This window comes from Alishewanella tabrizica (assembly GCF_014652375.1).
In the GTDB taxonomy this organism is placed as follows: domain Bacteria; phylum Pseudomonadota; class Gammaproteobacteria; order Enterobacterales; family Alteromonadaceae; genus Alishewanella; species Alishewanella tabrizica.
Genome location: NZ_BMYR01000008.1, coordinates 206903 through 225889 on the forward strand (window position 1 = coordinate 206903; position 18987 = coordinate 225889).

The 18987-nt window shown below is 45.8% G+C and carries 19 protein-coding genes; 16 read left to right on the forward strand and 3 right to left on the reverse strand.

The window, feature by feature from the left end; genetic code table 11:
• Nucleotides 1-26: 26 nt before the first annotated feature.
• The 3 genes from pyrG (at nucleotide 27) to IE070_RS11035 (ending at nucleotide 3781) form a co-directional block, all read left to right on the forward strand.
• Nucleotides 27-1664 carry a CTP synthase gene (gene pyrG / locus IE070_RS11025; protein WP_189483239.1) on the forward strand — a complete coding sequence of 546 codons (1638 nt, stop codon included), beginning with the start codon at nucleotides 27-29 and terminating at the stop codon, nucleotides 1662-1664.
• A 59-nt stretch (nucleotides 1665-1723) separates the two neighbouring features.
• The gene (gene eno, locus IE070_RS11030) at nucleotides 1724-3016 is read left to right on the forward strand and encodes a phosphopyruvate hydratase (RefSeq protein ID WP_189483240.1); all 1293 of its coding nucleotides are present in this window, start codon (nucleotides 1724-1726) and stop codon (nucleotides 3014-3016) included.
• Nucleotides 3017-3169: 153 nt separating this feature from the next.
• The gene (locus IE070_RS11035) at nucleotides 3170-3781 is read left to right on the forward strand and encodes a hypothetical protein (protein WP_189483241.1); all 612 of its coding nucleotides are present in this window, start codon (nucleotides 3170-3172) and stop codon (nucleotides 3779-3781) included.
• A gap of 75 nt (nucleotides 3782-3856) precedes the next feature.
• On the opposite strand, the gene IE070_RS11040 is transcribed toward IE070_RS11035, so the two are convergent.
• The gene (locus IE070_RS11040) at nucleotides 3857-4375 is read right to left on the reverse strand and encodes a DUF1569 domain-containing protein (RefSeq protein WP_189483242.1); all 519 of its coding nucleotides are present in this window, start codon (nucleotides 4373-4375) and stop codon (nucleotides 3857-3859) included.
• Nucleotides 4376-4522: 147 nt separating this feature from the next.
• Between IE070_RS11040 and IE070_RS11045 the strand changes: the two genes are divergently transcribed.
• From IE070_RS11045 to rpoS, 10 genes are all read left to right on the forward strand, one after another.
• Nucleotides 4523-5176 (forward strand): hypothetical protein, encoded by a 654-nt coding sequence (locus IE070_RS11045; RefSeq protein ID WP_229797040.1) that lies wholly within the window; start codon nucleotides 4523-4525, stop codon nucleotides 5174-5176.
• 66 nt (nucleotides 5177-5242) lie between these two features.
• Nucleotides 5243-5521, forward strand: a complete 279-nt coding sequence (gene ftsB, locus IE070_RS11050; protein WP_189483243.1) for a cell division protein FtsB — start codon at nucleotides 5243-5245, stop codon at nucleotides 5519-5521.
• The gene (gene ispD, locus IE070_RS11055; protein WP_189483277.1) at nucleotides 5521-6213 is read left to right on the forward strand and encodes a 2-C-methyl-D-erythritol 4-phosphate cytidylyltransferase; all 693 of its coding nucleotides are present in this window, start codon (nucleotides 5521-5523) and stop codon (nucleotides 6211-6213) included. Before ftsB ends, ispD begins: the two co-directional genes overlap by 1 nt.
• Complete coding sequence (gene ispF, locus IE070_RS11060; protein ID WP_189483244.1) at nucleotides 6213-6692, forward strand: 2-C-methyl-D-erythritol 2,4-cyclodiphosphate synthase; 480 nt, start codon at nucleotides 6213-6215, stop codon at nucleotides 6690-6692. Before ispD ends, ispF begins: the two co-directional genes overlap by 1 nt.
• Before the next feature lie 36 nt (nucleotides 6693-6728).
• Entirely contained in the window at nucleotides 6729-7823 is a 1095-nt protein-coding gene (gene truD / locus IE070_RS11065; RefSeq protein WP_229797041.1) for a tRNA pseudouridine(13) synthase TruD, read from the forward strand.
• Nucleotides 7824-8576 carry a 5'/3'-nucleotidase SurE gene (gene surE / locus IE070_RS11070; RefSeq protein ID WP_189483245.1) on the forward strand — a complete coding sequence of 251 codons (753 nt, stop codon included), beginning with the start codon at nucleotides 7824-7826 and terminating at the stop codon, nucleotides 8574-8576. It abuts the gene before it with no gap.
• A 2-nt stretch (nucleotides 8577-8578) separates the two neighbouring features.
• The gene (locus tag IE070_RS11075; RefSeq protein WP_189483246.1) at nucleotides 8579-9217 is read left to right on the forward strand and encodes a protein-L-isoaspartate(D-aspartate) O-methyltransferase; all 639 of its coding nucleotides are present in this window, start codon (nucleotides 8579-8581) and stop codon (nucleotides 9215-9217) included.
• Between the two features lie 20 nt (nucleotides 9218-9237).
• The gene (locus tag IE070_RS11080; RefSeq protein ID WP_189483247.1) at nucleotides 9238-10158 is read left to right on the forward strand and encodes a DUF368 domain-containing protein; all 921 of its coding nucleotides are present in this window, start codon (nucleotides 9238-9240) and stop codon (nucleotides 10156-10158) included.
• An 81-nt stretch (nucleotides 10159-10239) separates the two neighbouring features.
• Nucleotides 10240-11028, forward strand: a complete 789-nt coding sequence (locus IE070_RS11085) for a peptidoglycan DD-metalloendopeptidase family protein (RefSeq protein WP_189483248.1) — start codon at nucleotides 10240-10242, stop codon at nucleotides 11026-11028.
• A 122-nt stretch (nucleotides 11029-11150) separates the two neighbouring features.
• Nucleotides 11151-12140 (forward strand): RNA polymerase sigma factor RpoS, encoded by a 990-nt coding sequence (rpoS, locus tag IE070_RS11090; RefSeq protein ID WP_189483249.1) that lies wholly within the window; start codon nucleotides 11151-11153, stop codon nucleotides 12138-12140.
• A 272-nt stretch (nucleotides 12141-12412) separates the two neighbouring features.
• Here rpoS and IE070_RS11095 read toward each other — a convergent pair whose 3' ends face one another.
• Together IE070_RS11095 and mutS are read right to left on the reverse strand one after the other, a co-directional pair.
• Nucleotides 12413-13576, reverse strand: a complete 1164-nt coding sequence (locus tag IE070_RS11095) for a benzoate/H(+) symporter BenE family transporter (RefSeq protein WP_189483250.1) — start codon at nucleotides 13574-13576, stop codon at nucleotides 12413-12415.
• A gap of 18 nt (nucleotides 13577-13594) precedes the next feature.
• Nucleotides 13595-16192: a DNA mismatch repair protein MutS gene (gene mutS, locus IE070_RS11100; RefSeq protein ID WP_189483251.1), complete on the reverse strand. Its 2598-nt coding sequence runs from the start codon at nucleotides 16190-16192 to the stop codon at nucleotides 13595-13597.
• Nucleotides 16193-16223: 31 nt separating this feature from the next.
• Here mutS and IE070_RS11105 point away from each other — a divergent pair, with 31 nt between their 5' ends.
• The 3 genes from IE070_RS11105 to IE070_RS11115 all read left to right on the forward strand — a co-directional run bounded on the left by IE070_RS11105 (nucleotide 16224) and on the right by IE070_RS11115 (nucleotide 18987).
• Entirely contained in the window at nucleotides 16224-16718 is a 495-nt protein-coding gene (locus IE070_RS11105) for a nicotinamide-nucleotide amidohydrolase family protein (protein ID WP_189483252.1), read from the forward strand.
• A gap of 60 nt (nucleotides 16719-16778) precedes the next feature.
• Nucleotides 16779-17840, forward strand: coding sequence for a recombinase RecA (recA, locus tag IE070_RS11110; protein ID WP_189483253.1), 1062 nt, complete (start codon nucleotides 16779-16781; stop codon nucleotides 17838-17840).
• A gap of 223 nt (nucleotides 17841-18063) precedes the next feature.
• A complete protein-coding gene (locus IE070_RS11115; RefSeq protein WP_189483254.1) occupies nucleotides 18064-18987 on the forward strand; it encodes a homoserine O-succinyltransferase in 924 nt (307 codons plus the stop codon).

The following is an 18987-nucleotide window of genomic DNA, read 5'->3' on the forward strand; positions in this document are numbered from 1 at the left end:
TTATTTTACTGCGTTTCTGGGGTCTTATGACAACACGATATATCTTTGTGACGGGTGGGGTTGTCTCATCGCTTGGTAAAGGCATTGCTGCAGCCTCATTGGCGGCTATACTGGAAGCGCGTGGTCTGAACGTGACCATTCTTAAACTTGATCCTTATATCAATGTGGATCCGGGCACCATGAGCCCCATTCAGCATGGTGAAGTCTTTGTCACCGAAGATGGCGCTGAGACCGATTTAGACTTAGGTCACTATGAGCGTTTTATCCGCACTAAAATGACAAAACTGAACAACTTCACGCAAGGGCGTATTTATGCTGACGTGCTGCGGCGTGAACGTCGCGGTGATTATTTAGGGGCGACTATTCAGGTTATCCCCCATATCACCAATGAGATTAAAAACCGGGTGGTGGCAGGTGCTGAAGGTTATGATATAGCGATTGTCGAAATTGGCGGTACTGTTGGTGATATCGAGTCATTGCCTTTCTTAGAGGCGATTCGGCAGTTAGGAACCGAGGTTGGCCGTGAGCGTACCCTCTATATGCATTTAACCTTAGTGCCATATTTAGGCACGGCAGGTGAAATCAAAACCAAACCTACCCAGCATTCGGTGAAAGAGTTACGTTCTATCGGTATCCAGCCAGATATTCTGGTGTGTCGTTCAGATCGGGCTATTCCAACCAATGAACGCGCTAAGATTGCGTTGTTTACTAATGTGGAAGAAAAAGCCGTTATTTCGTTAAAAGACGTGTCCAGCATTTACCAAATTCCTGCGTTATTAAAGTCTCAAGGCTTAGACGATTTAGTGTGCCGTCGATTCTATATTGAAGCCCCAGAAGCGGATTTGGTGGAATGGGAGCAAGTGCTGTATCAAGAGTCCAATCCTACCGGCGAAATTACCATTGGTATGGTGGGTAAGTATGTAGAATTGCCCGATGCGTATAAATCGGTCAATGAAGCGTTAGGCCATGCAGGGTTAAAAAATCGCGTAACCGTGAACATTAAATACATCGATTCGCAAGATGTGGAAAGCAAAGGCGTTGCTGTACTTGCCGGTCTAGATGGTATTTTAGTGCCAGGTGGCTTTGGTGAGCGTGGTGTCGAAGGTAAAATTTTAGCGGCTAAATATGCGCGTGAACAAAAAGTCCCGTATTTGGGTATTTGTTTAGGTATGCAAGTGGCGCTGATTGAGTACGCCCGGAATGTTGCTGGACTAAGCGGTGCACATTCAACTGAATTTAATAAAGCAACACCTTACCCGGTTGTAGGCCTTATCACTGAATGGCGTGATGCCGATGGTTCAGTGGAAGTTCGCACCGATAAGTCTGACTTGGGTGGCACCATGCGCCTTGGCAGTCAAAACTGTAACCTTATCGACAATACCAAAGCTCGTGATATTTACGGTAAGTCGGTTATTCAGGAACGGCATCGTCATCGTTACGAAGTGAATAATAACCTGCGCCCACAATTAGAAGAGGCCGGTTTGGTGATTTCAGGTCTATCAGCAGATAATCAGTTGGTAGAAATGATAGAAATCCCAGATCATCCCTGGTTTGTCGCTGGACAATTTCATCCAGAATTTAATTCTACACCGCGTGATGGTCATCCGCTGTTTCAAAGCTTTGTTGCCGCAGCGCACAAGTTTCAAAAACAGCAGCGCGTATAACTTTACAAAGCCGTGATATATTGCACGGCTTTTTCGTTTTTAACAGGGGATTTATTGCTATGTCAGAAATTGTGAAAATTATCGCCCGTGAAATTATGGACTCACGGGGAAACCCAACGGTTGAAGCCGATGTGTACTTAGCCAGTGGTGCTATGGGGCGTGGTTGTGCGCCCTCAGGTGCGTCTACCGGTTCACGTGAAGCACTAGAACTGCGTGATGGCGATAAAAGTCGTTATTTAGGCAAGGGTGTTACCAAAGCGGTAGCAAATATCGACGGGCCAATTCAAGCGGCGTTAATCGGTAAAAACGCCTACTTACAAGCAGACATTGATCAACTGATGATCGATTTAGATGGTACTGAAAGTAAGTCAAACTTAGGGGCTAACGCGATTTTAGCGGTGTCTTTAGCTGTGGCGCGTGCGGCAGCGGCGGACAAAAAGATCCCGTTATACCAGCATATTGCTGATTTAAACGGCACGTCGGGTGTTTACAGCATGCCAGTACCTATGATGAATATCATTAATGGCGGCGAACATGCTGACAATAATGTTGATATTCAAGAATTTATGGTACAGCCAGTGGGTGCAAAAACATTCGCTGAAGCATTGCGGATGGGCGCAGAGATTTTCCATAGCCTGAAAAAAGAATTACAAAAACGCGGCCTGAATACCGCCGTGGGCGATGAGGGCGGTTTTGCCCCAGATTTAAAATCAAATGAAGAAGCGTTATCTGTAATTGTAGAAGCAGTAAAAGCAGCTGGTTACGAGATGAACAAAGATGTCACGCTTGCTTTAGACTGTGCCGCCTCAGAATTCTATAAAGATGGCAAATATGTGCTGAGTGGTGAAGATAAAAGCTTCGATTCTTATGGCTTTAACGATTACCTAGCCGGTCTGACTCAGCGTTATCCGATCGTGTCTATCGAAGACGGGTTAGATGAAAGCGATTGGGATGGTTGGAAAGATTTAACCAATAAAATTGGTGATAAGGTCCAACTAGTGGGTGACGATTTATTTGTAACCAATACTAAAATTTTAACCCGCGGTATTGAACAAGGCATTGGTAATTCGATCTTAATCAAGTTTAACCAAATTGGTTCATTAACCGAGACCTTAGCCGCGATTAAAATGGCAAAAGATGCCGGTTTTACTGCTGTAATTTCACACCGTAGTGGTGAGACAGAAGATGCCTTCATTGCTGATTTAGCGGTAGGTACTGCAGCTGGCCAAATTAAAACGGGCTCGTTGTGCCGCTCTGATCGGGTGTCTAAATACAATCAATTATTACGTATAGAACAAGCATTAGGTTCGCAAGCGCCCTATAAAGGTCGTAGCGAAATTAAAGGGCAGTAATATTGCCCACTAAGAGGTTGCGTCTGCAACCTCTTTTTTAACAGTCTCCGTCCGCCACTTTTCCTCTCACTACAATTATTATCTTCTGTATACGCTGCTTTTTACGATAGTATTGCGTTATAGTTCGTTGCTGTTATTGCAAAGAGGTTTGCTATGTCTGTAATGTTTTCGATACCTACTCTGCTGGTTTTTGCTGGACTAAATAGTGCTGTGGTGTCGCAGGTGAACACGAGCGCTTCGGCTAAAACGCAACTCACTGAGACTGACCTAAGTAAAATTAGCATAAATGATGTGACTTTAGGTATGGATAAAGCACAGGTTGAAGCACTCTTGCAGCAGCGTTTTTCGACGTCAAAACAAAGCGATAAAGCCAGTATTGCCGCGTTTAAATGCGTAAAGCGGCAATGTCAGGCGCAGCAGGCTGGCGCCGCAGGAAGTACTTTGTTGGATATTCATTTTAATGCGCAACTGCAGGTTTACTGGATTAGTATGGAAACGCAAGCTCAGCTTGGTGCTACTCCTGAAGAATGTTTAACATTAGGTAATGAGCAATTAGATGGCTTACGTCAACAATATAGCCCCAATAATCAGCAGCATTTTTACGGGCCACACTCTGTATCTCTTCGATTAAATAAGCAGGGCCATCCTGATCCTGCCGATAACAGTGTTTTCGGATATCGGGTGCAGATTAAATGCGAACCTTTTGCCAAAGGCGTAGCGCAAAGTGAATTTGAGCTTCGTGACAACAGCTTAAACACCCCTTAGATAAGACTTGTTTTAATAAGAAACGTTAAGTCGTTAAGCTAACCTGCTAAATCGTACACCGCGGATACACGCACATTAACCTTGTTGAATCTCCAAGAGATGATTTTCTAGATGCAAGTAATGCACACTGTAATATTGAGCTTTAGTAAGGCTGCCGTAAGCGAAATGGGGTTCAAGTTCACCTTGCCAATTAATAAATTGCTGGAGTTCGTGTAGCAATTCCCGTAGGGCAACATCATTTGGTACGTCAGGCGCGAGTGCTGGTGCACCGGGAATAACCTCATCCAGCGGGTGTGACATACTGCCCGAAGCCGCAAAAGCATTTAACGCCAACTTCCCTGCGGTGTTTTTAAACAGCGCAGAATAATGTTCAGGATAGCCATGAATAGAGTAACGAATACTCTGCGCACAATGCTGAAATATCTGGCTGACACGCCATGTGCCCGTGCTGATTAGCCGATCGGGTTGCAGCCCTCTTAAGCGAGTATGCAAGGTTTGTAGTGGATAGGGGCGTAGCGTTGCAATAAATTTCAGCCCTAAGACAACAGCTAGGGGGGAGATAGCGGCGGCTTGTAAAAATTGTCGGCGATTCATACAGGATAATGTGTTAAGTCTATTTCCTTTAAACTACCGTTTTTCTAAAACAGCGTCTATAGCGAATGCTGGCGTTCGCTTGATCTTATCGTATTAATTGCGTATTTAGCGTTTTACAAAAATTGAGCGATTGGCTAACATCGACACATGACGATGACGCATGAAAATCAACCACACTTCTGGCAAGTTACGCCAGATAACCAGACTTATACAGAGCTCTGCAATGCTTTGTATGAGCGCGAGCTTGCGCGCTTAGCGCAGTGTCGGGCTGATGAGTTAGCGCTATTGCCCAAACGCTTAGCCAGTTTACCTTTTTATATCCGGCGAGCCGCCAGCAATATTTTGCAGTATTCCACCGCGTTGGCTCTAGATAGTCAAAATGCGTCATGGTATGCCAAACAATATAGTCGTTGCCCAGCCAATAAGCAGCAAGCAGAACCCATCGATCGGTTTTATCGTAAGGCCGCGAAACTGGGATTGATTGTGCCACTGTACGTTGAAGACAAAACGCTAGAAAGTATTGTGTTAGACAGTGTGGATGAAATTGATCTACTGGAAGAAAAACTTCATTGTAATCAGTATGGTTGGTTTGCTTTTAGCGGTATGCCGTTACAATCTGAAAACAGTAATATGTTTTTGCTTAAACCTGACAAAACGATAATGACGGCGGCGTGTTGTGGTCATCAATGGCTGAATCTGCAGAAGAAAGAACCGCGATTACTTGCATTGCGCGAGCTATTACTGGCCAGTCGACTGAATTGGCGTAACTTTGCTAGGCCTCATCTTGGTAAAACGCTATAAATTAATGCTTTGCAGTCAGCGCTAGACGCTTCATAATAAACTGACAGAGATTACCTGATATCGACTATGCGTATATTAATTGCCGTATTATTGATAACGTTAGCAGCCTTACAATACCGATTATGGTTTGGTCAGCTTAGTGTTACCGATTACTTAAAACAGCAAGAAGAAATTGCTCAGCAGCAAGCGAGTAATCAAGAACTGATTAAACGCAACAGAATGTTGTTGGCCGATGTAAATGATTTGCGTCAGGGACAGGAAGCTATTGAAGAGCGTGCTCGCAACGAACTAGGCTTAATTGCTGCAGATGAAGTTTTTTTTCGGATAATACCGCGAGATCCATGATGCCAATCAATTCGTTTCCCGCTATTTCTGCGGTGATCCCTGCGGCTGGGGTTGGCCAGCGCATGCAGGCTGATAAGCCAAAACAATACTTGCGGTTGCATGGTAAAACCATTCTTGAGCACAGTATTAAACCGCTGTTTATGCTAGATGCCGTTAAACATCTGTATTTGGCATTAAGTCCTGATGATCCTTATTTTTCAGCAACGGGCTTAACCGATGAGCGATTGATTCGTGTTGACGGCGGCGCCGAACGCGTTAACTCTGTACTCAATGCCCTGCAACATATTGACGCCACTGAGACCCCATGGGTTTTAGTGCATGACGCCGCAAGGCCGTTAGTCCGACGTGAGGATATTGAACTATTGATTACACGTTGTATGGCGGTTGGCCATGGTGGCATCTTGGCTACGCCGGTGAGAGATACGATGAAGCGTGGATCACAGCTTGTGCAACATACCGTCGATCGGCAGCAACTTTGGCATGCGTTAACGCCGCAATTTTTTCCGACAGCATTATTACGTGATTGTATCACTAGAGCCTTGGCTGCAGGCGTAACCATCACCGATGAAGCCTCGGCAATCGAGTGGGCTAATGAGCCGGTATTACTCGTAGAAGGTCACAGTGATAATCTCAAAATTACCCGACCGGCAGATTTACAATTGGCCGCATTTTATCTGGAGCAAAACCGATAATGACAATACGAATTGGTCATGGCTTTGATGTGCATGCTTTTGGTGGCGATGGCCCTGTGACATTAGGCGGTGTAAAAATTGACTATGAACAAGGCTTATTAGCGCACTCTGACGGCGATGTTGTGTTACATGCCCTCTCTGATGCCTTATTAGGCGCTGTTGCCCTAGGCGACATAGGACACCATTTTCCTGACACCGATGCCGCGTATCACGGTATCGACAGTAGAATTCTATTACGTAAAGTGTTTGCAGAGGTACAACAACGCAGCTACCACATAGGTAATGTTGATATTACTATTATGGCACAAGCCCCCAAGATGGCTCCGCACATTGATGCGATGCGCCAGTGTATTGCGATTGATCTGAATTGCGCCCTGTCCCAAGTTAATGTAAAAGCGACCACGACGGAAAAGCTCGGTTTTGTTGGTCGTAAAGAAGGTATTGCAGTAGAAGCGGTGGTACTGTTATGTCAGAAATAATGCATAGTACTGTTAGCATAACGAGTTCTTTGCAGCATGGATAAAACAACGATGGATACGCCATTTACCGCGCAGTCGGGGAATTTACTTGAACACTATCCGTTAGCGCATTTGTACGGTCAGCCGACTATACAAGCGCGGATCCGGGCAGTACCTGCTGATTTTCAGGTTGTTGAGACCTTAAACTTTCAGCCCAGTGGCGCCGGAGAACATGTATTACTGCACATTGAAAAAACAGGACAAAATACTCAATTCATTGCGCGTGAGTTAGCGCGCTTAACGGGGTTGCGTGTACGGGACATTAGCTTTGCTGGCCTAAAAGATCGCCATGCTGTTACCCGACAATGGTTTTGTTTTAAATGGCCCATTAAAGCCGAGTTACGGTGGCAAGATTGGCAGATTGAAGGTGCAACGGTATTGCACGTCGTTCGGCATTTTCGCAAATTACGGCTTGGGGCGTTAAAGCAAAATCAGTTTACTATTCGATTAAGTCAAGTGTCCGATCCGCAAGCACTGCTAGATAGATTAGCGCTTGTGCAGGCAGGTGTTCCCAATTATTTTGGTGAGCAACGCTTTGGTATTGAGGGTGGGAATTTGCACTTAGCTGAACGATTGTTTGCCGGTGAAAGTATTGCAGACAGAAAAATTCGTGGTTTAGCGTTATCGGCTAGTCGTTCATTTTTATTTAATCAGGTGCTTAGCGCACGAATTACGCAACAGTATTTCACAACGCTATTAGCCGGTGATGTGGTGCAACTGGATGGTTCAGGCTCTATTTTTGCGGTGCATGAGGTGGATGAATTACTAAGCCAGCGGCTGCAAGACACTGATCTGCATATTACCGCACCGCTGGTGGGCGAGGGTAATAATATGGTTAGCGCTGATGCAGCAGCGTTTGAGCAAGCGGTTATTGCCGCTTGGTCACATTGGCAAACAGGGTTACAAGCGTTACGGGTGCAAGCAGGGCGAAGAAGTATCAGAGTGCTCCCGCAGCAGCTTCAGGCTGAGATTGAAGACGATAGCGTTATTTTACGATTTGCCTTACCCGCAGGCTGCTTTGCCACCAGTGTGTTAAGGGAATTAGTCTCGTACCGCGACAGTGCCCGCGAACTCGCCCAAATGGAGTCTTAAATGCGAATATTATTAAGCAATGATGATGGGGTTTATGCCCGTGGTATTCAAGTGCTGCACCAAGCCCTAATGCAATTAGCCGAGGTCACGACCGTTGGCCCTGATCGAAACTGCAGTGGCGCCAGTAATTCTCTCACCCTGCTCAATCCGCTACGGACGCAAACACTGGAGAATGGCTTTATTGCCGTTAATGGCACGCCAACCGATTGTGTGCACCTTGCCATTAGTCAGTTGTTACCTTTTACCCCAGACTTGGTGGTGGCGGGGATTAACCATGGTGCCAATTTGGGCGATGATGTACTGTATTCTGGTACTGTTGCAGCCGCCACGGAAGGGCGACATCTCGGTCTGCCTGCAATAGCGGTGTCATTAGCAGGCCACGATGAACAGCACTTTGCCACTGCGGCCCATGTTACCGTTGAAGTGATTCGTAAACTGCAAGCGCATCCGTTACCTGCTGATCAAATCCTCAATATAAATGTGCCAGCCATTCCGCTGAGTGAGTTAAAAGGCATTCAGGTAACGCGTTTAGGCCGGCGACATAAAGCCGAGACCATGAGCAGTGCAATCGATCCCTGGGGACGTAAAATTTATTGGTATGGTGCGTTGGGACCAGAATTAGATGCAGGGGAAGGCACAGATTTTTATGCCATTGCAAATGGTTACGCCTCTATTACACCGTTACATGTCGATATGTCTGCTTATAAAAGTATGGAAACGTTGGCAACGTGGCTTGATGGGATCCGTTTATAGTTATGGCGGTGGTAACGTCTCGAAGTGCTCAGGTGTTGGCACAGAAATTACAAAGCGAAGGGATCCGAGACGCGAACGTGTTATCCGCCATAGCGCTGACCCCTCGACACTTATTTGTTGAGCCCGTACTTGCGCATAAAGCATATGAAAATACCGCGTTGCCCATTGGTCAGGGGCAGACCATTTCTCAACCTTATATCGTGGCAAGAATGACAGAATTGCTACTTCAAGGTGGCAGTTGTGGCAAAGTGCTAGAAATTGGCACGGGTTCTGGTTATCAAACGGCCATTTTAGCGCGTCTATTTAGCCACGTGTGCACCGTAGAGCGCATCAAATCGTTACAATTCCAAGCGAAGCGGCGATTACAACAGCAAGATTTACATAATGTCTCGATGAAACATGGCGATGGTTGGCAAGGATGGTTAAGTAAAGCCCCGTTTGATAGCATTATTGTTACCGCCGCGCCAGTTGACGTGCCGCAAGCGTTATTGGAACAATTGACCGATGGCGGGCGCTTGGTGATCCCCGTAGGTTCAGAGCAACAAGTCTTAAGGGTATATCAGCGTCACGCTGAACAATGGCATAGTCAAGATATAGAAACTGTGCGTTTTGTCCCTTTAGTACCGGGTGCTTTGGCATAATATCAACTTTCAGGAAGTGTATGAACTATTTACAATGGATGATTAAAGGCATGGCGATGGGCGCGGCCGATGTGGTGCCTGGGGTATCAGGAGGGACATTAGCGTTTATTTTAGGCATTTATGATCGCTTGCTCAATGCCATTAGCGCGTTTAATGGTAAGGCAGTGCAACTGGTGTTTAAAGGTCGCTTTCAACTGTTTTGGCAACACATTGATGGGACTTTTTTGGTCTGTTTATTTACCGGTATTTTGCTGAGTATTTTTTCACTAGCATCGGGAATCAGTTGGTTATTAGAACATCGACCTGTGCCTTTATGGGCGTTTTTTAATGGCCTTATGCTTACCGCGTTGCCATTTTTACTGCGGGCAGTAAACTGGACCTTATGGCGTAGCGTGTTGTTTGTGATAGGCATTGCGTTCGCTATTGCGATTGGCATGTTGGCACCTGTGCAAGTACAGCCAGCCAGTTGGATGTTTTTTATCGCTGGAGCCATTGCCATCTGCGCTATGATTTTACCCGGCATTTCAGGTAGTTTTATTCTGTTAGTCTCTGGGATGTATGCGCCAGTGATTTTGGCGGTGCGTGAACTGCAGCTCAGCGTTTTATTATTGTTTACTTCAGGTTGTGTTGTTGGTTTATTGAGTTTTTCGCACTTTCTTAAATGGCTATTACAACGTTACCATGATGCCACTTTAGCGCTATTAACGGGAGTTGTGGTAGGGGCGATGTATCGACTGTGGCCTTGGCAGCAAGGTACAACCATGTATAGCCCAAGTGATTACGCAACAATGTTTGGGCAGCATGATGTATTGTTAGCGACGGGCTGTTTTATTGTAGCGATTGGCGTGATGTTGTTGTTATTAAACTTAGAAAAATGGCTAGGACAAACAACAGAGAACACGTCCGTAATGGCTGCAACACAGCAACAGAATAAGGAGTAATCTATTATTGGTCCAATACGATCGGTAAAGCAACATACCTTCGGTGCTGTAAGCTACATTGGGCTTGCAACGCTGGTATTTATGGTATTGCTAACTGGTTGTGCTGGTCGCTCTACCCCCGCTCCCGTTACCACGCTGGAACTCAGAAAGCAGCAACATCAACAGCAGCAAGCGCGTTTAACGAATAGTCGTTATGTGGTGCAGCGTGGTGACACACTTTATTCTATCGCTTTTCGTTCCGGTCAAGATTTTCGGACCTTAGCGGCGCGCAATAATATTCGTGCGCCCTATACCATTTTTCCAGGTCAAGTCATTCAATTGCAACCGGCTTCTGCCAACGTAAACTCGAGTATTGCGACGAGAACGGTGGTTACTGGTAGTCGTGAGAATAGCGCAAATACAACTAAACCAGTTGCGGCTTCTCCGCAAAACGGTTATGGTCAAGTACGTTCAGCGCCCGTATCACGTGAATCAGCGCAACCTTCACCACTGAATACTGGGCGGGTTAATTGGCAGTGGCCAGTTCGAGGTCAAATTTTAGCGCGGTTTTCCAGTGCCGAGCAGGGCAATAAAGGCGTTGATATTGGGGGCCGAGATGGCAGCCGTATCAACGCGGCTGCGGATGGGCAGGTTGTCTACGCCGGCAATGCATTGCGAGGTTATGGTAACTTAATTATCATAAAGCATAACGATGATTATCTGAGCGCTTATGCCCATAATAAGCGTATTTTGGTAAAAGAACGGCAAAACGTAAAAGCGGGACAACAAATAGCTGAAATGGGTGATACCGATGCTGCGAGTACCCGATTACACTTTGAGATCAGATTCCGAGGTCAATCTGTTGATCCACTCAGGTATCTGCCAAAGTAAAGACGAAAATAATTAATGTTAAAAACGATAACTCAGATTAAAAAAAAAACTAAAAATCGATGATCACTTGCATGGAAGCAAAGGCGTGCAGTTAAGCATGGACTGAGTAGGGGAGAATGGATATGGCAACAAAAGACAATGGTCAGGCAGAGTTTAAAGAAGACGAATTAGTTGAAGACAGTATTTTATCTGACGACGACTTAGATCCCGAATTGATGGAGCTGTCAGTCGATGAGGGGATAGAAGATGAGCTATTTGTAAAAGATGATAGCCAAAAAACCATGGACGCTACCCAGATTTACTTGGGTGAAATTGGTTTTTCTCCGCTACTCTCTGCTGAAGAAGAGGTATATTTTTCTAGGTTAGCGTTAAAAGGCGATAAAAATGCCAGGAAACGCATGATCGTCAGTAATTTGCGGTTAGTGGTGAAAATTGCACGACGTTACATTAATCGCGGTTTAGCGCTATTGGATCTTATCGAAGAAGGTAATTTAGGCCTGATCCGAGCGGTTGAGAAATTCGATCCAGAACGCGGTTTTCGTTTTTCTACCTATGCTACATGGTGGATCCGTCAAACTATTGAGCGGGCGATTATGAATCAAACCCGCACGATTCGTTTACCCATACATGTGGTGAAAGAGCTAAATATTTATTTACGGGCTGCGCGCGAACTCTCACAAAAACTTGATCATGAACCTTCAGCTGAAGAAATTGCTGCTGCGTTAGATAAACCTGTTGAAGATGTTCGTAAGATGCTCAAATTAAATGAGAAAATTACGTCTGTTGATACGCCCGTAGCTGGTAACACTGAAAAACAATTATTAGATGTTATTGCTGATGATAAAGAGCTTGGTCCTGAACTGGAATTACAAGACGCCGATATTCGACAGCATCTTGTAATTTGGCTGGGAGAGTTAAATCCAAAACAGCGAGAAGTGTTAGCCCGGCGTTTTGGATTGCTTGGCTATGAGCCTTCAACGTTGGAAGATGTTGGCCATGAAATTGGCTTAACCCGAGAGCGCGTGCGTCAGATACAAGTAGAGGCATTACGTCGTTTGCGGGAAATTGTGACCCATCAAGGCTTGAATATTGAAACACTGTTTCAAGAATAAGTGCGAGTGACACCTGTAATCAATTTTCTGTGAGCGCGTGTTATACGCTATTTGCGTTAGGTTTTTGGTGTATTGTGTACACTGCCAGCCTGTTGTCGTGGCAACAGGCTGGCAGTAAGCACGTTAAATTCTAAAACACTGTTACTCCGTACCTCTCTTGGCGGCAGGTAAAGTGCGCCATACATTTCCTTACCAACATGCTTAAATTTGGGCTAACTTATTAACGCCTAGACGACGCTGTGATATAGCGTCGAACAACCACGTATCTTATGTTATTGACGGCGAACACGCTGCACGAGCAATGCGAGCACGCCAGCTACCAAACCCCAAAACGCCGAAGCAATCCCAAAAAAACTTGCGCCAGAAGCGGTTACCAATAACGTGATCACCGCGGCATCGCGATATTCTGGATCTGCGGTGGTGGCTTGTAGGTTTGTTGCAATCGTGCTGATGAGGGCAAGCCCAGCTAACGCAGCGACCATGGCGTGCGGAAAGGCCGCAAACAGTGCGACAACGGTAGCGCCAGCAAGTCCCGCCAACAAATAAAACACCCCCGCAGCGATACCCGCAATATAACGTTTAGTTGGATTGGCATGGGCTTCACTACCACTGCATATGGCTGCGGTAATTGCCGCAAGGTTAATTGAAAATGCCCCAAAAGGGGCGAGTAATAGGGTACTTAATGCAGTACCCGTGATCAGAGGGGAAACGGGTGTGTCATAGCCACTGGTGCGTAACACCGCTACGCCTGGAATATTTTGTGACGCCATCGTCACCAACAACAACGGTAAGCCCACCCCAAGCATTGCCGTTAGTGAAAAGTCAGGGCTCACCCAGACAGGCGTTGCCAAACTTAAGGTAACGCCAGACAAGTCGAGATTTCCAGCAACAATAACGGTAATCACACCGCTAAGTAGAACCAATAAAATAGCGTAACGCGGGCTGAGCGCTTTTGCGACTAAATAAGTAAGACACATAACGCTGACTAACACGAGTTCTTGTTGCATTGCACTGAAGATGGCTAAACCAAACTGTAATAAAATACCGGCTAGCATGGCACTGGCTAAAGGCAAGGGGAGTAATTTGGTTAAACGATCAAACATGCCCGTTAAACCTATGACTACGCCCAATATCGCGGTAAAAATAAAGACCCCGGTTGCTTCAGCCAGCGTTAACCCTTGTAAACTGGTGGCCAGCAAAGCGGCACCAGGGGTTGACCACGCGGTAATAACAGGGGCTTTATAATACCACGATAGGCCTATACACGTGATGGCCATGCCAATACCCAAGGCTAATAGCCAAGAAGCCATGATTTCGTTGCTTGCCCCTGCAGCCGCTGCGGCTTGAAAAACAATAGCGACAGAACTGGCAAAGCCAACGAGTACCGCAACAAAGCCTGCCACGATAGCAGATAGACTCAAATCCTTCTGTATCATAAAGATATCCTTACGCGATTAGTGCTCTGCATCGAGTTCTTGTTTTAATTTATATAATATTTCTAATGCTTGTCGAGCGGTCAATTCATCTGGTTGCAATTGTTTGAGCTGACGGATAATAGGGTGCTCAGGGGCGAGCAAGGGTAATTGCTGCGGCGATGTCGCTAACCTCTGCGCTGCATAAGCAACGGGGGGGAGGGAAGCGGGTGCTTGTTGTTCCAGCTGCAGTAGTTTTTGTTTGGCTTGTGAAATAACCTGTTTGGGTACGCCAGCTAATTGCGCAACTTGTAAGCCAAAACTTTTACTTGCTGCGCCTTCTTGTACATGATGCATAAACACAATACTGTCATCATGTTCTACCGCATCTAAGTGCACATTAACAACGCCGGGTAATAACGCGGGTAACTGGGTTAACTCAAAATAATGCGTTGCAAATAAGGTTAACGCGTGGATCCGGTTTGCCAGATGATCGGCACAGGCCCAGGCTAAACTTAGCCCATCATAGGTGCTGGTGCCTCGACCAATTTCATCCATTAATACTAAGCTGTGTGCGGTGGCATGATGCAAAATGGTGGCTGTTTCAGTCATTTCTACCATAAACGTAGAGCGCCCAGAGGCTAAATCATCTGATGCACCAATGCGGGTAAAAATACGATCAATTGGCCCAATAATCGCCGCTTTTGCCGGTACAAAACTGCCTATCGCTGCCATTAAAGTGATCAGTGCGGTTTGGCGCATATAGGTTGATTTCCCGCCCATATTGGGGCCAGTAATAATTAACATCCGGCGTTGTTGATGCAAGTGCAATGGATTGGCAATAAAAGGCTCTTTAAGCACATGCTCTACCACCGGGTGTCGCCCTGCTTCAATGTTAATACCAGTATGTTCACTCAGTTGAGGGCGGCAATAGTGTTGCACGATGGCAACTTCGGCAAAACTGGCTAGCACATCTAACTCTGCCAAGGCCGTTGCTAATTGTTGTAACGCAGCAAGTGCTGGGCTAACCAGTTCAAATAATTCCTCATACAAGCGTTTCTCTAACGCTAACGCTTTGCTCTGGCTACCTAATACCTTGTCTTCATACTCTTTTAGCTCAGGAATGATATAGCGTTCATTATTTTTCAGTGTTTGCCGTCTGACATAATCAGCAGGTACTTTATTATCTGCGCTGCGGCCGGTCTCAATATAAAAACCATGGATTTTGTTAAACCCTACTTTTAAGGAGTGAATTCCCGTGCGCTCACGCTCGCGTAATTCTAATGTCTGTAGATAATCGGTAGCGCCAGTGGCGAGATTACGCCACTCATCAAGTTCAGCATTATAGCCAGTGGCAATCACACCCCCATCACGAATGAGTGCCGGAGGCGATTCAACAATGGCACGCGTTAATAAAGCCAGTAACTCCGGTAGCGGTTTACTGTCTCTCGCGTGTTGTAATAAAAGCGAGCTTCTGGCTAACTGAAGCTGTTGCTGTAATTCGGGCAGTGCCATAAGCGCTTGACGTAAACGAGCAAAATCACGTGGCCTGGCACTTCTTAAGGCAATCCGTGCGATCACGCGTTCAATGTCTCCAATAAGCTTAAGATGCGGTTGCAATACCTCATAATCATCTGTTAACTCGGATACGGCGTCATAACGCTGGTTTAAGCGCGCATGATCGCGCAGTGGCGCATGGATCCAGCGTTTTAATAAACGTGATCCCATCGCGGTTTGGCAGCGGTCTAACACCGCTGCAAGCGTATTATCAGTTTGCCCAGACAAGGTGCTGGTAAGTTCTAAATTACGGCGGGTAGCCGCATCCAACACAATATAATCTTCTGGACGTTCTAAGGCGATGCTGCGAATATGCGGAAGCTGTGCGCGCTGTGTATCATTAACATATTGCATTAAACAGCCGGCGGCCATGAGTGCCACTGGCGCCTCACTGACGCCAAAGCTGCGTAAATCTCGCGTGCCAAACTGCTGACACAGCGTGCGTTCAGCGCTGGCGAGATCAAATTCCCAAACAGGGCGACGGCGCGCGCCTTTGCCACTGGTTATAGTGCTCTGATTAAAGTCTTCTGGATACAGCAGTTCGGCTGGATTTAAGCGTTGTAACAAGGCCGCGAGATCATCTAGATGAGTAACTTGATTGAGTAAGAAGCGACCACTGCTTAGATCCAATTGTGCTAAGCCATAGCATTGACGGCTGTGACTAATGGCGCACAACAAATTATCTTGTCGCTCGTTGAGTAATGCTTCATCAGTAACCGTGCCAGGCGTTACTATCCGTACGACTTTACGTTCTACCGGCCCTTTGCTTGTTGCCGGATCACCTACTTGCTCACAGATTGCCACCGACTCGCCCAATTGCACTAACCGCGCCAAATAGCCCTCAACCGCATGATAAGGCACGCCTGCCATGGGTATGGGTTCGCCTGCGCTTTGTCCACGTTTAGTAAGCGAAATGTCTAGTAATGCCGCGGCCTTTTTCGCATCGTCATAAAATAATTCGTAAAAATCGCCCATCCGATAAAACAGTAAAATATGTGGATGTTGGCTCTTAAGCCCTAGATACTGTTGCATCATAGGGGTGTGTGCGCTTAGGGCTTGCTCCGGTTTCTGGTCTGACGGCATAATGTGACTATTCATTCCCATTGGATTAACTATGACAAAGGCAATAACAACTGTTGAGCTTGCCAGCGAGTTAGGTCAGCTATTATTACGGAAAAAAAGCAGTATCACCACTGCTGAATCCTGCACGGGTGGTGGCCTAGCTTATTGGTTAACCGCCATAGCAGGCAGTTCTGCTTATATTGATCGCAGTTTTATCACCTACAGTAATAAATCGAAGCAACAGCTGCTTGGCGTACGCAGTGCCACTTTATTACAATTTGGCGCGGTAAGTGAAGAAACCGTGAGAGAAATGGCTGAAGGTGCAGCCAAAGCGGCGACCGCTGAAGTTGCTGTAGCCATTTCAGGTATAGCTGGGCCCGGTGGTGGCTCAGTGTTAAAGCCCGTGGGAACGGTATGTTTTGGTTTTATGGTGATGGGACAGTTAACCACACAGACGTGTTTGTTTAATGGTGATCGCCAACACATTCGCCAGCAAGCGATCGATCATGCCTTACAACAATGCATCTTGCTGTTGACAGCACAGTAAAACTCGACTACTGTATGCTCATACAGTGCTAGAATCTGACCGACTTTTCCGGAGCAAATAATGGACGACAACAAACAAAAAGCCCTTAGTGCCGCCTTAAGCCAAATCGAACGCCAATTTGGTAAAGGCTCAATTATGCGATTGGGTGATAGTACTGCCTTAGATATTGCAGCGGTTTCTACCGGCTCCTTGGGCTTAGACATTGCGTTGGGTATCGGTGGATTACCTTATGGCCGTATTGTCGAAATCTATGGTCCAGAATCATCGGGTAAAACAACACTCACCTTGCAAGTGATTGCAGAGGCACAAAAGGCCGGCAAAACCTGTGCTTTTATAGATGCAGAGCACGCACTGGATCCTATTTATGCGAAAAAGCTTGGCGTAGATGTCGACAAACTCTTAGTTTCGCAACCCGATACCGGTGAGCAAGCGTTAGAAATTTGCGATATGTTAGTGCGTTCAGCAGCAGTAGATGTTGTGGTTGTTGACTCGGTCGCAGCGTTAACGCCTAAGGCAGAAATTGAAGGCGATATGGGTGATAGCCATATGGGTTTACAAGCCCGTTTAATGTCGCAGGCATTACGTAAATTAACCGCTAATATCAAACGCTCTAATACGCTGTGTATTTTCATTAACCAAATTCGTATGAAAATTGGTGTGATGTTTGGTAGCCCAGAAACTACGACGGGGGGGAATGCTTTAAAATTTTATGCTTCCGTACGTTTAGATATTCGTCGCATCGGCTCGGTGAAAGAAGGTGATGAAATTACCGGTAATGAAACACGGGTAAAAGTGGTTAAGAATAAAGTAGCACCGCCGTTTAAACAAGCCGAATTTATTATTCAATATGGTGCCGGTATTAATAAGCTAGGCGAGCTCATTGATTTAGGTGTGCAGCAAAATCTGGTTGATAAAGCCGGTGCTTGGTACGCTTACAAAGGCAATAAAATTGGTCAGGGTAAAGCCAATTCCATGAAATTTTTAGCTGAAAACCCCGCTATAGCCGATGAAATTGAGAAAATATTACGTGAGCGTTTATTACTAAAACCGGGTGAGTCGCCCATTGCCCAAGCTACCGATGTGCCTGAGCTTGATGAGATGCCTGACGCTGATGATGTCTAAAACAGCATCGTTAGGCAGAAGCGATAGCAAGCGTGTCAGCGCTTCTCTAAACAAGCGCTAAGCATGATAAAAATCCCTATCTGAGCATAGGGATTTTTTTATTCGTTGCTTCCAACACTTTTTTTGTACTCCAGCGCAATCTTTAGACGTCTAAACGTATAGAAGTTGACTTTTCCAGCTTTTTTACGCAAAGTGGCATCTTAAACTGTGCGTGGAGTCTGTTATGCCTGTAAAAGTAATCGATCAATTACCTGCTGTTGAGGCCCTCTCGGCAGAAAATGTCTTTGTGATGACTGAGAGTCGTGCTGCCGCACAGGACATTCGGCCACTGCGTATTGCTATTTTAAATTTGATGCCTAATAAAATCGTCACTGAGATACAACTCTTACGTTTATTGGCGAATAGTCCCTTGCAGTTAGATATTGAATTACTACGTATTGATGATCACGTTAGTAAAAATACCTCTGAGAGCCATTTAAATTGTTTTTACCGGTTTTTTTCAGATGTACAACAACAAAAATATGATGGCCTGATTATCACCGGCGCGCCACTAGGCTTAGTGGATTACGAAGATGTGACTTATTGGCAGCAGTTTGGCGAGATATTACGTTGGGCTGATACCCATGTTACGTCAACGTTGTTTCTTTGTTGGGCAGCTCATGCCGCGCTATATCATTATTATGGGTTACAGCGAGAAATCAGAGGTGAAAAACTGTCTGGGGTATATTGGCAACAGGTTACACAACCGCTAAGCCCACTAGTGAGAGGTTTTGATGATCAGTTCCTCGTGCCTCATTCGCGTTATGCACAAGTTCCTAAACAAAAGTATCAGCAACATGCCGATTTGCACATACTGGCAGAAGCCGATGTAACCGGTGCCTATTTATTACAAAATAGTAGTGGCAGTCGCATTTTTGTGACAGGCCATCCTGAGTATGATCTTACTACCCTAGATGATGAGTATAAACGAGACATTAGCGCAGGTCTTTCAGCCCGAGTGCCAGAAAATTACTATCGGCACAATGATCCTTTGCAAGGTCCTCAAAAGTTATGGCAATCACACGCCTTTTTATTATTCAGTAATTGGTTAAACTATTATGTGTATCAAGCGACGCCTTTTGATATTAACCAAATTGGTCGGAAATAA